This is a genomic window from Ruminiclostridium papyrosolvens DSM 2782 (genome assembly GCF_029318685.1).
In the GTDB taxonomy this organism is placed as follows: domain Bacteria; phylum Bacillota; class Clostridia; order Acetivibrionales; family DSM-1351; genus Ruminiclostridium; species Ruminiclostridium papyrosolvens.
Window position 1 is genome coordinate 4268561 of sequence record NZ_CP119677.1, and the last position, 16329, is coordinate 4284889.

Genomic DNA, 16329 nt, shown 5'->3' on the forward strand with positions numbered 1-16329 from the left:
TTATTCAAGTTTTTTGCCGAATATATAAATACAAACAAAAAAAGGCTGGGTCTAAAGGTCATTTACACAACCTGAAAACCCAGTCTTTTAATTAAAATCAACTATTTTTTTACTGTAAAATTTCTGTGATTAGATAAGCTTGGATTTCTGCAAAAGCTTCTCAACCATAACAGCAACCTCCGCACGTGTCACATAGGCCTTTGGAGCAAGTGCATTACTCTTTCTGCCGGAAACGATACCTGTTTTTAGGCAGGCAGCCATATTGTTAATGGCATATTTCGATATCCTTGTTCCATCTTCATAGTGTCCAAGCAGGCGTTCTGTATCGCTGTTGGTAAGGTCTGCTTTCAGACCTGTGGTCTTCATGGCGTTGGCTATCATTGTTATAGCCTGCTCACGGGTGATGGTGTCATCAGGGCCGAAGGTCTTAGCATTATATCCTTTAATGATTCCATAAGACACAGCAGTTTTGATATATCCACTGTACCACATAGCTGAATCCACATCACTGAAGCTGTTTGAACCAATCCCGGGTTTAAGACCCAGAGCTTTTACAATTACGGTGGCAAACTCTGCACGTGTCATATTTCTGTCAGGTTCATATTTGCCGTCTCCAACTCCGGTTACCACCATTCTGGAACCCATATTATTAACTGAAGCCTTTGCCCAATGTTTGTCCGCATCGGTAAACTCAATAGGATTCCAAACTACTGAATATGTGCTATTGGTCAGACTGTTAATAACAGCATAGTATTTTCCATTTATAATCGTAACTCTGGTTGGAACATGATATGTGGTGCCGTCGGGATTCACTACTATTCCTGTAGTAATTTTCGACGGGTCAACGCCCTCCGGAATTGCAACCGTTCTCTCAACATATACGTTAAAGTTGCTTACGTTTATGGTTCGTCCTCCGTAGCTGCATGTAACCGTATAGTCCACCGCCGGTACCATTAAGGTAAATCTGCCATCCTTTGAGGCATTTTCCACAACACTTGTCATCTGGTTTGATGGTTCTGCAATGCTTACTGCCACAGTAATATCCTTTAGGTCTACGTTGGCACCGAGCTGCTGGGATACTGCTGAGATATCAATTTCAGAAGCAGGCAGAGTATAAGAAGCCGAATCTGTTCTGACCGCAAGAGTAGCAGCCTGCTTCTCCATAGTCTTAACCATTTGTCCCGTCAGAACCCCTGCTGCCGTATTAGCTTGTCCTGCCACAGGAATAACAACGGTGGCACCGCTCTTTTCAGCAGCAAGAATATTCTCAAGTCTGCCGGAATCCACGGTAACTGTTTTTGTGGTTTTGCCGTCCGGGTCTTTAGTTGTATTAGCTTTTCCGGCGGACTTAGTTTCACCGTTGACAATAACGGAAGCTGCATCTTCTGAACCTGAACCACTCGGACCGGAATTACCGGAACCTGAATCTCCGGAACCACCTGAGCCGTTCTTACGGGTAATTTTGAGGGTATATACCAATGCGCTGCCGTTCTGCGCTGTGACCTTAATATAGGCAGTGTTTAGCCCTACGTTAAGGCTCATGGTTTTACTGATTTCTTTGGTGCAGCCGGAGTCGCTGTACATCTTCCAGCTTGCACCCGTACTTACCGTAACATTTACGGTGAGCCCGGTAACACTGTTATCAGCTGTGGCAGTGATAGTATTCTCGTCTTTGTGAATAACTGCACCGGCCGGTTCAGTTACGGCAATAACAAAATTTTCACTGCTTTGGGAGTCAGCCTCTCCAATTTGTATGCTGTTGGAATCCGGACTTGCATTATAAAACTCCGTTGCAGCAAAACGAATAACATATTCACCAGCGGGTAAGCCGATGATTTTTCCATCTTTATCAGCAGTCACTTCTCTATATTCACTCTCGGTACTGAGTCTGTACTCATACTTAGCATGAGGTGTCAGATTGATTATTTTTCCGTCACTGTTTCCTTTAGTTGCGTTCTCAGCACCAAAACCCTCGGGACGGCTTTGCTGTGCCTTATTTACTACAAAAGTCAAATCCACTGTCAGAGAAATACCGTCAGCTCCCGTGATGGTCAGCGTGTCGGTGTGTGTTCCCACCGCCAGATCGGTATAAGGCCTTACACTGATTGTGGCAGTTGCATTTGCTGCAAGCTGTTCCTTTGACAAAGGCGTGCTGATGGTAAAGTCTTCACCATCGGTAAGGGTAGCAGACAAGTTGGTAATTGTACCTGCTCCCGTATTGGTGATGGTGAATTCCTGTGCCTGCTGGGTTCCATAACCATACGCTTGCGATGTAAAGGTGTGACTTGACGTGTTCACTTCAGCGGAGCTTGTCAAGGTATCTTCTCCAATGGTTACTGAATTGGAATCTTCGCTTGCACTATGCAGGTCATTGTCCGGATAACGTACCACGTAGCTTCCTGCCGGAAGCCCGGTTATTTGGCCGTATTCATTAGTGGTTGCAGAGGAGTAGCTATCTGTACCGTTAATTTTGTACTCGCACTCTTTGTTGGCTATCAACCCGGTTATTTTTCCATTGCTGCTGCCTGCAGTTGTATTTACTGCACTTACATTCGGTGCAGGTATCGCTCCTTTGGATACATTAATAGTAAATAATATCTTAGGAGTCTGAGCATAAACTTTTGTTTCTTCCGTTACAAGACCAACTACAAAAGTACCGGCATCGGTAAAAGTAAGTTGGGAGCCTATGAAGAACCCCTTTCCGGTGGTTCCCTCTTCAAGGGTATAAACCCGTTTGCCATCACTGAGCCCATAGTTAATCCAATGCAGCAATTCCCATGGGGTTCCGTTGTATACGGAATTGTAGGTGGAACCATACTTCAGGGAATTAGGGGATTGTATCCTATCTACCTTAAATGACAAACTCACTGTCAGAGAAATATCTTCAACCCCTGTAATGGTCAGTGTTCCGGTGTGAATTTTTGCATCAAGACCTGTCTCGGGGCGTACACTGACGGTGGCCGTTTCATTTGGCGCAAGCTGTTCTGTTGAAAGTGCAGAGCTAATGGTAAAGTCTGTATTATCAAGGACAGCCGACAATCCGGTAATAGTTTCGGTGCCGTTGTTTGTTATGGTGAATTGCTGCTCTTGCTGCAAGGTATATTCCACCGTTGCCGTTGTAAAAACATGGCTTGTGGCGTTGACTTTAGCAGAGTAGGGCAAAGTATTCTCCCCAATTGTAACTGAATTGGAATCTTCGCTTGCACTATGCAGGTCATTGTCCGTATAACGCACAACATATTCTCCTGCCGGAAGCCCGGTGATTTGGCCGTATTCATCAGTAGTTGCCGTGGTGTAGGTACTTGCACCCACAATTTTATACTCGCATTCCTTTTTGGCTCTGAGCCATATGATTTTGCCGTTGCTGCTTCCGGCAGTTGCATTTACTGCACCAATAGTCGGCGCAGGTATTGTACCCTTGAACATGTGCATTGTGAAGACTATCTTTGGAGCTTGCTCATATTCATCTGACTCTTTCGTTACAAGACCGACTACGAAGGTTCCTGCGCTGGAGACTGTGAGCAGATGTCCATTAAAGGAGCCCTGACCGGTGGTTCCCTCTTCAAGGGTATAAACTCTTTCGCCGTTGCTACCATACTGAAACCAGCCAGCCATGTTATAAGCGGGAGCACCATTATAAGTATAATCGTAGGAACCGGCAGCCAGAGTATTAACGGCCTTTTTCTTATTTACCGTAAAGGATAAATCCACCGTAAGGGAAGTACCCTCCACTCCGGTAATGGTCAGCGTGCCGGTATGTGGCCCTGCTTTCAGACCCGTCTTTGGTTGTACGCCGATGGTGGCTGTTCCATTTGGCGCTATCTGTGACACAATTACCATGTTAGTAATGGTAAAGTCCGAATTATTAAGAGAAGCCGACAGACCTGTAATAGTTCCCGTTCCGGTGTTGGTGATGGTAAATTGCTGCTCTGCCGGCTGGGTATAGTTCACCTCTGCCGCTGCAAAGGTGTAGCTGGTCGGGTTCACTGTGGCAGAGTAGGTCAGGGAAGTGGCATCACCAACTGTTACTTGAGTCGAATCAGCACTTGGGTTATATACTGGAGTACCAGGATAACGCACCACATAGGTACCCACTGATAAATCAGTTATATCTCCGTTAGTATTTGCAGTAACTTTGGTATAGGATGATTCACCCACTATCTTGTATTCATACTCCCTGCCACTTGTCAGCCCAATAATTTTACCGTCGTTTGCGCCGGAAGAAGAGGCATTAGTTGTACCAAGACCGCTTGGGGCATTCTGCATCCCCTTCTCAACAGTTAGTGTGGCGATTGTCTTGTTGCCTGCCAAATGGGTTGTTGATTCCGCTGTTTCAAGGCCTATTTTGAATACACCCGCCTTGGTGACACTAAGGGTAGTGCCGTTTATTTGACCTTCGCCGTCCTCATCGCTTACGGGAACTGAGGCTTCAAGGGAATAGGTTCTCGCTCCCGCACCGCTATCCACCGTAAACAACCCGGATACTGCAGAAAGGTTAATAGGCGTACCGGCATATGTGACAGAGGTATTGCCGGCATTGATATTAACGGGCTGCTTTGGCATACTTGCGTATTTCATTACCTTAACAGCCGAATTAGTAGAAAAGGATATATAGGGTATATCGCTGTCAACAAACAGGGAAATTCCTTTTGCGTAGCTGCTGCCCGAAATTTCTCCACTACCCAAGGTTGCCCAGTTGCCGCTTTGCATATCTAGCTTTTTTACGGTGACACCGGCATTTGAAGCTACGCTGCCGTCTTTAAAAGCTACGTATGGCGTCTCCCCCTCCAAAGACAGGGATATGTAGGATGCTTCTCCGGATGTGAGATAACCGCTGCCTACAGTTACCCAGTCCCCTTCACTAAGCTTCTTCACCCCGAGGCGATTTCCGTTGCCCGGATCCGCATAGGCTACATACGGTGTACCGTTTTCCGAAATCTTCATAGAAACAAACGCAGCAGTCACATCAGATGATTTCTTAGTTGAGATTTGCTTACCACCCAAGGTGTACCACTGAGTGCCGTCGTATCCCTTCATGGTGACATAAGCACCACTGGCATATGTATCGTTTACGCAATATGCCACATAGGGAACGTTCTGGTAAGTATCCATAGATGCAGAAAAGGCCTGATCTCCCGAAACAGAAGGAGTGCCCACATATTCCCATGCTGAGCCGTTATATTTTGATACGGACACACGGCTGGACATATTATTTTGATTAGCTGCTACATACGGTGTACCACTGCCATTTATAGCCATGGAAATGTATGACGCCCTTAGGGCTGCCTGATTATTTGCCGGAACAGGAGCTTCCAACGAAGTCCAAGGTGAACTGAATTTCAGTACCTTCGTGTCGCCTGTGGCTGTTGGATTGCTGTATGCCACATATGGCCGTCCGGTTTTATCTAAAGACAATGAAGTATAGGTTGCTGTGGTGGACTGGTCAAACAATTGCTCCCAGCTTGAGCCATTTACCACCCACATCTTAACTTTGCTGCCGGTGGCAGCTGATACATAGGAGCCTCCGTTTGTAACAAACAGAGAGGTGGCTTGTGCCTCGCTGTTCAGAACATCATTGGCCACCTGCTGCCAACTGTAGTTGCCTGTCGACGATTGCGCCATAGTTGTGGACGGAACGCCCAGTAACACGGAGACAGACAGTACTGCCGCCAATACGCGTCGAAAAATAGTGAACTTTCTCATATAGATTCCTCCTTTTTGTTGATGTCTTTAAGAAATACTTCTCAACATTAAATTTCGCCTTTTCTTGACAATATTCCAATTTCTATTGTATCAACTGCCTCTCTACAAATTCTCAACAAACTAAAAAACCCAGAGAAAAACCGCACTATTCGTCGATTTTTCTCCGGGTTCCTACTTTTTACTTCAGGGCATTTTCCGGCCTGAAGATAACTTCCCTATCAGCTGACGCTGTTTCATGGCGTAATCAGCCCGTCTTTTAAATGCCCACCGCCAATCTTCATATGCCAGATAGTCCTCTCGATACAGCTCTGCCGCCTTCCGTCCTTCGGCAGAGCTGCCGGTCTGCATATAAAGCATTAATGCCTTATCATACTGTCGCAAATCCCATTGTCCGTCCACAAGCTTCAAAAGATAGCTGTCATTTGCATAGCTAATCTGCACCTCGGCTACACCATAGTCACGGAGGCATTTGCGAATAGCCCACACCGCTGTTTGCAAATTACGCAGTGCTTGATTTGGCGGGCTTTCGGGCCAAAGGTCATCGCAAATTTTAAATTTATCTATCCAAATACCTTCGTTTGCAAGGAAATAAGCCAATAGTTCCCTTGGTTTTCCCCTGCTCCATTTGATTGCTTCACTGCCCTGATACAAGGCAAACTTGCCGAAAAACTGTATTTGGAGGTTCTTAGTCTGCTGTGTGAAGCCTCGCTTTCGCCTTATCCGCTCCACTGCTTTTTCAAGCCGTTGAGGGCGAACAGGCTTTAAAATGTAATCTATGGCGTTTACCTCAAAAGCCATTACAGCATACTGGTTATAGGCTGTTACAAATAGTACGTCCATCTCCGGATTTTTTGACAACATCTGTTCAGCCAGCTCAATGCCGTCCAGTGTACGCATTTCAATATCTAAAAAGGCAAGTTCCGGTTTTGTAGCTTCCAATTCCTCCAGTGCCAGTAAAGGATCTGTGTAACTTCCCGTCAACTCCAAATCAGGATAGTCGGAAAGCAGTCCTGCCAGTTCCCGCAACAGCGGTGCTTCATCATCCACTAAAATAACCCTCATCACACACCTCCTCATAAGGTATTTTCAAAGTTACCACCGTACCTTCACCTTCTGTACTTTCTATCTCAAGCCCTGCTCCACGGTGCGTTCCCAATCTCATCTGAATATTTTTCAATCCCACACCCCCGCTGTTTCCATGGCGTATGCTCTCCAGTTGTACCTGAGGAATACCCACGCCGTTATCCTCCACCCGGATAATCACAAGGTCGCCCTTTCTACGTATTCTCAGCAGCACTCTGCCTCCCTCTGCACGCTTGAAAATGCCATGACGGACTGCGTTCTCTACTATCGGTTGGAGGCACAGAAGTGGAACCATAGCATCAAGATTTTCCTCGATATCATATTCCATCATTAATAAATTGTCAAACCGTGCCTGCTCAATCGAAAGATATGCTCTCACCGTGTTAATTTCCTCCGACAGGGGAATTTTCCCATCCTGAGTTTTGAAATGAAAGCTCCCACGAAGATAATCCGTCAGGTCATAAAGCAGGTTTTTTGCTTTTTGAGGCTCCTGTGTTGTCTGGGCCGCAATCACACTGAGAGAATTGTATAGAAAATGAGGCTTAATCTGTGCCCTCAAAAAGGAGATTTCCGCTTCTTGAGCCTGTTGCATGGAAATACTCAAGCGCGATACCGTACTACGATATTCAACGGACAAATACCCTATCATCACAACAGTAAAAAGCAGAATATATACCTGAAGAAAGCTGGAACTCCCCTTTATTCCCAGTGAGAACAGGATTGAATCCGCAGAATACAGATTGATTGATACCAACGCAGCAAATAGCAAAAATCCTTCTGCCTCCTTGATGTACACACAAACTGACCGGAATAAAAGCCCCAGCAGAACAACCGTGTTGCCGGCCATTACAAAACCATGGATTTTGAGGTATGTATAAATAGGAAGTGCAAAAATCGCCACCAGATAACAGGCATATATTAGTGAAATAATGGTGGCCAATCGCAGCGGAAGCAGTCCGTTCTTAAATCTATAAAAAATCCACAGCAGTACAATAAAGCATGCAGATAAGAAGAAATCCTTGAGCTTAAATACTAAAATAAATGGGATGTCCGGCAAAAGCAGCAACAGGGAGCGCTGGTCAGCCAGTCCGTTGCCAAGGGCAAACAAAACACAAAACAGGGCAAACAGCAGAAGCATTGGATTCCTCAGTGCACCGTCCCGGGTAACCAAAAAGAAAATCAGGTGAAGCAGAGCGAGGGTACATAGCACACCAAAAACTAAAAGCGCCATCAAATGATTTTGTTGATGCTCCAGCATCAGAGGTTTCTCCAATCCCAGCTCAAAGGAAGCCGGAATTCCGGAATTGATGTATTCAAAATTAGCAGCCTGTACAATTATTTCGACGTTTCCACCTTTATACTCAAAAAAACCTAACTGTGACGTGTTGCTGGAGTGATATTCTGATGCTGTCCTTGCGGGGCTACCGTCAGAGAGAAATAGTTGACCGTTCACAAACACCCTACTGGAAAAGCGCACATTAACCTTTTTCAACGCCAACGTTCCCATATATGGTATATTTTTCAAAACCAGCCGATAGGTAGCACAGCCGAAGATAGGCAGCTTTTTGCCCTGTATGGTTTTTCCATTCCACAGGGAGGGCACCTTCATATACCCATCGGGAACCAAAGTGCTATTCTCAAAATTCTCCGGCGTCAACAGCCGATCCCAATAAAACTCCCATTCACCGTCCAACTTGATAATGGGGCTGCGGTCAATATCCCATGCAGCAGCATTTAATTCTCCCTCATATGCCAAAGGGCTTGTCGATATGGCTCGTCCATATGTTAAAAAAACCGGACTGAAAAGTATTAACAATCCGGTAAAGGTCATAAGAAGAAGTGTTAAAATACGTTTTGTCATGTAAAACACTTCTCCTTTAGCTTATTCTCTATAAATAAATCTACCATTATTCAATCTCCATCTTTTATTAAAGTCCTTAATTAACTCTAATATACTTTAAAACAGGCAACAATGGAATAGATATTTATAGCATATAGCTTACAAAAAGAAAATGAGCTGTTACAAAACAAAGTTTTCCACTGTAACAGCGGTACTTAAGAGTATAAATTGTATCAATGGAAGCTTGGTTAAAGCAATCATTGATACAATTTTATACGGGGGTACTGATGTTAAAATAAATAACTCTCTGTATTACAACAAGCTCTTTCATAAACTTCAGTATTAAATTATAATTCTACATGAGGATTGCTTTCATATGCCGAGCCCATTAGGCACAGTTGATTAAGTACCTCTGCATACAAATCAAACAAAGCTTTTAACAGGTCAATATCCTTAATAACACCCACTACGCAAAAGTATAACTCATCAACGCCCTCAGGAAAGCTCTTGGCGAACCATCCTTCGTCATCTTTTATCTCAAGACAGATATCAGGCTGCAACTCAATAAGTTGTCTGATTTTGCTATTAGCAAACAGTGTGCGGAGCTTCTGTTCATCATTGCCTTTTATAATGAAGTCTTCGTCAAATTCGGGAAATCCAACCTCAACGTCCTGACCGCCCAAAGCCTTCCCAATCCCACTGAAGATACCTTTCCTGTAAATTTTAAAGCTGAATCCGTCCTTATTTACATATGGTGCTCGCATTCTTGTATAAGTAGTACTGGATTTTCCTGTTGAGACAGTATGAGTGTCTAAAGTCACAGTCCAATCTTTTACATGAGCAACCACTTTATCCGCTGAGAAAAAACCTCCTTCTATAAATTGACTGCCTATTTGCTCGCTTAATGATTTCCAGATTTCTTTTTTGCTAGGTCCGAATATCTCTCTTAAAATACCCATTTAACCCTCTCCCCATATAATATCGTAGTTAATATTTTACATTGTATAAGTCCTCATGTAAATTAAATTGCGTCAGGGTTAAGGGTAAAAACAACCCAAATCTAGTTATCAGCCTTCAAGTCTTCAGCAATTATTCCGAAACTGATTTTTCTCATTGACAGCAAACTCCATACAAAAGTTATCATTATCGCTCCAACTGAGGCTACTATAATATCTTTCCAAGGTATAGCCCATGCTATCTCCGAAACCCCGCCCATTGCTTTAAACACCACAAAGTAAATAACAGTTCCTAAAGCACTTCCGTATAGAGCAGATACAAAGCCATACAATAAACCTTCCAGCAATATCATCTTCTTAACAGCCTCGCGGGTCATTCCAATTGCTTTAAGTACCGCAAATTCTTTTACCCTCAATATTAAATTAGTACTTATGGTATTTGAAATATTCAAGCATCCGATAAGCAGTACTACAAATATAAAGCCATAGAGCAAAATACTTACTATTGTTTTTGAATCGTTATTTTCTTTGGCAGCTTTCTCGTTATCTGTATATCCATAAGCTGCATTATTTTTTTGTAATTGCTTTAAATAATCAGTGACTTCAGTATGTGAAACGCCTTTCTTAGCTACAATAAAGATATGTGATATATAATCTTTGCCCGTAACATATTTATATACTTCAGGTGTTGTCAACATAATTACACCAGCATTATCATTATACTCATCCGTTAAAACACTTTTATCTGCAATACCAACGATTTTAAGTTTTTTATATTTGTTATCTTCTCTTCCGGTTTTTATTTCTATTTCATCTCCAACCTTATAATCAGTAACCTCCGTTATAATATTTTTACCTTTATCACCATATATTTTAGCCGTGTTTACGAGAATAACGCCCTTTTCCTGATTTAATACATTTTTATCAGCAGTACCTGCTTTAAGCTTTTTCTTTAATTCATCAAGGCTCTCGTCACCATAGGATGAGAAACTATTGTTTCCTACTCTAAAGGCATTCCCTTCCTTCACATCAAAATAATCTTTTCTATGCTCATAATATTTCGAATTAATTTTTTCTTTTGGAATTAATAGCGTTGATTCAGAAGAATAAAGAGGATACGCTTTTTCTACCGACTTTAAGTCTTTGAGCTTTAGAAATATTGATTTATCTATACCCTTTGAATCATCATTTTGGTAGAGCAAATAATTATTATACAGATGATACGTATAGCTGTTACCTGCATCTGCTAATCCGGTTTTGAAGGTATAATCCATTACTCCTGAGGTCACTATATACAAGACTATACTAATTATCATTGAAAAAACAGTTATTCTGAATCTGGTTTTATTCCTTCTTATGTTCCTATTTGCAAATTCTCCTTCTATTCCAAATAATCTTTTTATAATCAAAGATTTTTTTACCTTCTTTATTTTTTCAACCTTTGTACTGCCTGAATTTTTCACAGCCTCAAGAGGTGAAACTTTAGCTGCCTGATTAGCCGGCCCCACTGCAGAAATAAAAACAGTAATAGCTCCAAGCATAAAACTTGCTATAATCACTAACGGCGAAATTACCATTCTAATATCATAGAAAGAACCTATGTTAAGAAAACCAATGATGTAAAATATGAGCTTCATTACCATTGTTCCTAAAATGAGACCTATCGGAATTCCAATAGCACTTAAAATGAAAGCTTCCTTATATACAATTTTTCTTATTTGTTCCGCTGAGGCTCCAACACATCTAAGAACTCCATATTGCGAAATTCTCTCAAGAACAGAAATATTGAATGAATTATAAATTATAGCTATTGTACAAATAATTATTAACAAAACCACAACGAGAAACGTCCAAAACATGCTGGAATTTACACCTTTATAAATACTTTTTCCATATAGACTTAGCAGGCTGTTATTATATTGAATATTGATATTTGCAGCTCCAAACTCGGGATCTTCCAGCTTCCCTGCCCCATCGCTATTGTCACCGGAAATATTAACTATTTGAGCTATTTCTTTTACCGTTTTTTCTATATTATTCATGGATTTCATTTTTGAATAGATGAAATATTTCTTATTATTACTTACACTCTTATAATTATCAAAGGTTACAGCCTTTGCGATGAATGAATTTGATTGAAATACACCTTTATTATCCAGAAAACCTACAACGGTATATTCTTTTTCTTTCTCTGTCTTAAATTTTTCTTTAGCACTCCACCCGTAATCTCCCAGAGTATTAATTGCTATTTCTTTACCTGTCTCTGAGTCCATCCTTTTTCCAACATTTAATTTGATTTTTCCTCCTATTTGAGGCTTGTTTTTCATATATTCTAAAATCCACTGATCCAAAACTATCTCACTTGAATTTTCAGGTAGTCTTCCATACTTAACTTTTACGTTTAGCATCTCCATGGCATTTTTGTCATATCCCTTAATATTCAAGTATCTATAAGGAGCCGCAAATTTATTTTGCTCCATTTCCTTTTGGCTTGTCTTATTAATAATTGCAAAATTTTCTCGGCTTAGAATACCATAATCTTGGACTTGGAAGTTATTTTTTATTTTACTTGCTGCACTTCCTGATACCCCATTAAAGGCTACATGGTAATCTCCATATTCCTGTTTGGTGTCTCTAATCATTTTATCTTTTAAGCTCATGGCTAAAGTACCTACGGAAGTAATTAATGTAACTGAAAGAATAATGCCTACAATAGTGAGTATTGTTCTATTCTTTTGGAACTTAAGATACTTTTTGGTAATTTCCGAATATTTCTTCATCCTTTTATCACCTCATTTTTTACAACACACCCATCGTCAATTGTTATTACTCTGTCTGCGGCTGAAGCTATTGCCAAATCATGTGTTATTACAATTAATGTTTGGTGATATTTCTTAACGGAATACTGAAGAAGTTCAATTATTTCTTTACTGTTTTTACTGTCCAAATTTCCTGTAGGCTCATCTGCAAGTATTATTGACGGCTTATAAACCATTGCTCTTCCTATGGAAACTCTTTGTTGCTGTCCCCCTGACAGCTCTGAAGGAAGATGATTTCTTCTGTTTTGAAGACCTAAAATAGCAAGCAGTTCTTCAAAATACTTTCTATCAACTTCTCTATTGTCTAAAAGCAAAGGCATTGTCATATTTTCCTCTGCAGTTAATACCGGAATGAGATTATAGGACTGAAATATGAAGCCAATCTTACGCCTTCTAAAAACCGCAAGTTTCTTCTCACTTAATGTATAGATATCAGCTTCATCAACAATTACATTACCGCCGGTAGGCTTATCAATACCTCCCAGCAAGTGAAGCAGGGTACTCTTCCCCGAACCGCTTGCTCCCACTATTGCAACAAATTCACCCTGCTGCACCGATATATTAATATTTTTAAGAGCCTCTACCTTTATTTCACCAATACCGTAACTCTTACATAAATCTTTGGTCTTTAAAATTTCCATTACCCTTTCCTCCTTTGGCCGATTAACTTATAAAGTTAACCAACTATAAATATATAGCGAAAATAACTATATATTTATAATAGATAATCAATCTTACTGTAAGATGTACTGCAATCTTACTGTATTGTAAGATTAACTCTAAATATTACCTTTTAGAAAGGTTATTTCAAACTGAGTTCCCTCACCTTTTACACTATGTGCTGCAATACTTCCCCCTTGTTTTTCGATTATCAGTTTTGAAAGAGAAAGACCAATTCCTATGCTTTTTGTTTTAGCGGAGTTATTCCCACTATAGAATCTTTCAAATATATGAGGAAGATCTTTTGAATCTATTCCTTCTCCATTATCGTTAATTTGTATTCTGCTAAACAGAGGTGTTTCTTTTAGCCCGATAACAATTCTTCCGCCTCTGCCCGTATGCTCAATGCAATTTTTTAAAATATTAATTAAAGCTTCTTCCAGCCATTCTTCATCTCCATAAAAAAATGTTTTGCCTTCATTTTGAATTTTAATTTCTTGATTTTTTTCTTCCCATAAATTCATTAAAGAAGCAACTGATTTTCGGACCGGGGCTGACAATTCTATTTTTTCGCAGCGATAATCGATAGCATCTGCCTCAAGCCTTGCCATTTTGAGAAGATTTTCAACAAGCCATTCAATTCTGTCTAGTTGTGACTTACTCCTATCCAAAAACTCCAACCTTATTTCTTCTCTCATACCTTTATCCTGAAGCAAATTATCATTTAATATTACAAGTGAAGCAAGGGGAGTTTTTAATTGATGTGATATATCAGAAATAATGTTTTTTAATAATACTTTATCTTCTTTCAGTTTTTCAAGATTGAATTTCAGCCTTTCAGCCATAACATCAAAACTATGACTTAGCTTACCAAACTCACCTTCCAATATTTCCTTTCTTATTATGCTAAAGTCTCCTTCCACAACCTTATCTGCAGAAATAGCAATTCTTTCAACTTTTGCATATATTTTGCTGTATTCAAGTAGCAGCAACAAACAAATGGGAATAAAATAAAGCAACACCAGCAAAACTGTCTTTGTTGGAATTGCTGTATATGAATCCTTGAATATGGTTTGAGTTAAAAGCTTCATATTAAGGTCATAACCGTAGTTTTTTAAAACTTGTCTGCCTTTAGCTATTTCTTCTTTTCCGGCTCCCTTTGTTATGTAGACTGCCAGATTATCTTCCAACTGTGGGTATTCTGAAAGTATATGCCCCATCAATGCCGCATTTTCATCAACTATTTTATTATTCAAAGAAACTAATTCATTATGAATTAAAAAAACTATTAATATTGCCAATATCAGTTGCAATAAGCCCATTTTTAATACAATTGATTTTGACTCAGGATTTTGCAAAATTCCATTCATATAAAGCCTCCATAATTACAAAGAATTAACCTGAGAAGTCCATTTATAACCTACACCTCTTACAGTAAGGATATTCACGGGAGATGAAGCATTATCTTCAATTTTTTCCCTGAGCCTTCTGATATAAACAGATAGAGTATTATCATCAATAAATTCTCCGTCTATATCCCACAAATGCTCCAGAATAGTGTTTCTGCTTAATATTTGTTCTGAATGCTCTATTAAAGTTAAAAGTAGTTTGTATTCAACGGCGGTCAACATAACCTCCTGACCTCTTTTCATTACTTTGCCCTGCATAACATTAATCTCTATGTCATTTGATTTAATAATACTAGCGATATTAGCCTCAGCGCTATTTCTTCTTAATACTGCATTAATTCTTGATATTAGTTCCTTTATTCTGATGGGTTTAGGTATATAGTCATCGGCACCTAAATCAAGTCCCATTACTACATTTGCTTCATCATTACAGGAAGTTAAAAATATAATAGGCATTTTTGAAACCGCTCTTATTTCTTTACAGAATTCAAATCCATTTCCGTCAGGTAGTCTTACATCCAGTAAAACTATGTCTAATTTATTTGTGTGTAAAGCTTTTCTGGCTTCAGCTAAGTCCACGGCTAACGAAACATTAAAGCCTTCATTTTTTAATGTATATTCAATGCCAAAGGCCAAGGTCGTATCATCCTCTACTAACAAAACATTCTTCATATAATTACTCCCGGTCACATATTTAAAAGTTAATTGTATCATAAATTTATTTATCATTTTATAGTCTGTGATAGCTGTCATTAGTATACTATTAAGGGAGTTTTATATCCAAGTTCTTCAATCATTTTCATATCATTTTCAATTGAAATACCTGATGTCGTAAGCATATCCCCTGAAATCATTGCATTTGCTCCAGAAATCAAACATCTCCTGCCTTTATCAGGAAGTAGTCCTCTCCCACCTGCCAGACGAATAAAGGCAGTTGGCAGGATTAAGCGAAAAATTGCAACAGTCCTGCACATTTCATTATTTGTGAGGATTTCGTTTTTTTCGTACGGTGTGCCTGAAATAGGGTTTAACATATTAACAGGTATAGAGTCAATTCCAAGCTCACGAAGTGCCAATGCCATATCTATTCTGTCTTCCATGCTCTCATCAAGGCCCATAATCCCACCGCTGCACACGCTAAGCCCTGCTTTTTTTGCAGCCTTGATTGCCGATATTTTATCGTCATAGTCATGGGTAGTGCATACCTTTGGAAAATAATTACGGGAGGTTTCTAAGTTATTATGTATTCGTTCCACTCCGGCAGTTTTTAATTTTTTATACTGGGCTTCGTTTAATAGGCCAAATGAAACACATACCGATATGTTTGTATTCTCTTTAATTGCTTTTATACTTTCGCAAGCCTTATCAAGCTCATCATTGTTAAGACTTTTACCCGAGGTTACTATAGAATAGCGTAATACTCCAAGGTCAGCAATGTTTTTTGCCTGTGCAACAAGCTCATTTGTATCTTGCAATGGGTATTCGTCAACTTTTGTCCTGTAAAAAGATGATTGAGCGCAGTATTTGCAGTTCTCCGAGCATCTTCCGCTTTTCCCGTTTACAATGGTGCAAATGTCGAAATTCTTTCCGCAAAAAAATTCCCTAATCTCATTTGCAGCTATACATAATTCATCCAAAGGGACATTCGTTAAAGTAAGTGCCTGCTCTTTATCAATCAACCTTCCGGTTAAAATATCATTCTTTATGTGTTGCAACATATTCATTTTCAAAATCTCCTTGTATTTCACGTAAGACTAATTTTTGATGTTGGCTAGGATAAAAGTACCAAAAAGAAGGGGTATTGTCAACCAGCAAATTAATTCTAGTTGACAATACCCCTTCTTTATATAACCACAGCT

Annotated in this window: 9 protein-coding genes; all 9 read right to left on the minus strand. The window is 40.1% G+C overall.

Features of this window, described 5'->3' with window-relative positions; translation table 11 throughout:
- Positions 1 to 129: 129 nt before the first annotated feature.
- The 9 genes from P0092_RS18825 to bioB all read right to left on the minus strand — a co-directional run bounded on the left by P0092_RS18825 (position 130) and on the right by bioB (position 16194).
- Positions 130 to 5703 (minus strand): S-layer homology domain-containing protein, encoded by a 5574-nt coding sequence (locus P0092_RS18825; protein ID WP_004620501.1) that lies wholly within the window; start codon positions 5701 to 5703, stop codon positions 130 to 132.
- Positions 5704 to 5886: 183 nt separating this feature from the next.
- Complete coding sequence (locus P0092_RS18830) at positions 5887 to 6765, minus strand: response regulator (RefSeq protein WP_004620499.1); 879 nt, start codon at positions 6763 to 6765, stop codon at positions 5887 to 5889.
- Positions 6743 to 8647: a sensor histidine kinase gene (locus P0092_RS18835; RefSeq protein ID WP_004620497.1), complete on the minus strand. Its 1905-nt coding sequence runs from the start codon at positions 8645 to 8647 to the stop codon at positions 6743 to 6745. The genes P0092_RS18830 and P0092_RS18835 overlap by 23 nt, the downstream gene beginning before the upstream one ends.
- Positions 8648 to 8973: 326 nt before the next feature.
- On the minus strand, positions 8974 to 9585 hold the full coding sequence (locus P0092_RS18840) for a hypothetical protein (protein WP_004620494.1): 612 nt from the start codon (positions 9583 to 9585) through the stop codon (positions 8974 to 8976).
- A gap of 101 nt (positions 9586 to 9686) precedes the next feature.
- Positions 9687 to 12362, minus strand: a complete 2676-nt coding sequence (locus P0092_RS18845) for an ABC transporter permease (protein ID WP_276186993.1) — start codon at positions 12360 to 12362, stop codon at positions 9687 to 9689.
- Complete coding sequence (locus P0092_RS18850; protein WP_004620491.1) at positions 12359 to 13042, minus strand: ABC transporter ATP-binding protein; 684 nt, start codon at positions 13040 to 13042, stop codon at positions 12359 to 12361. Before P0092_RS18850 ends, P0092_RS18845 begins: the two co-directional genes overlap by 4 nt.
- Before the next feature lie 138 nt (positions 13043 to 13180).
- Positions 13181 to 14431, minus strand: a complete 1251-nt coding sequence (locus tag P0092_RS18855) for a HAMP domain-containing sensor histidine kinase (RefSeq protein WP_004620489.1) — start codon at positions 14429 to 14431, stop codon at positions 13181 to 13183.
- A gap of 15 nt (positions 14432 to 14446) precedes the next feature.
- Positions 14447 to 15142, minus strand: coding sequence for a response regulator transcription factor (locus tag P0092_RS18860; RefSeq protein WP_040759114.1), 696 nt, complete (start codon positions 15140 to 15142; stop codon positions 14447 to 14449).
- An 80-nt stretch (positions 15143 to 15222) separates the two neighbouring features.
- On the minus strand, positions 15223 to 16194 hold the full coding sequence (gene bioB, locus P0092_RS18865) for a biotin synthase BioB (protein WP_004620485.1): 972 nt from the start codon (positions 16192 to 16194) through the stop codon (positions 15223 to 15225).
- Positions 16195 to 16329: the final 135 nt, after the last annotated feature.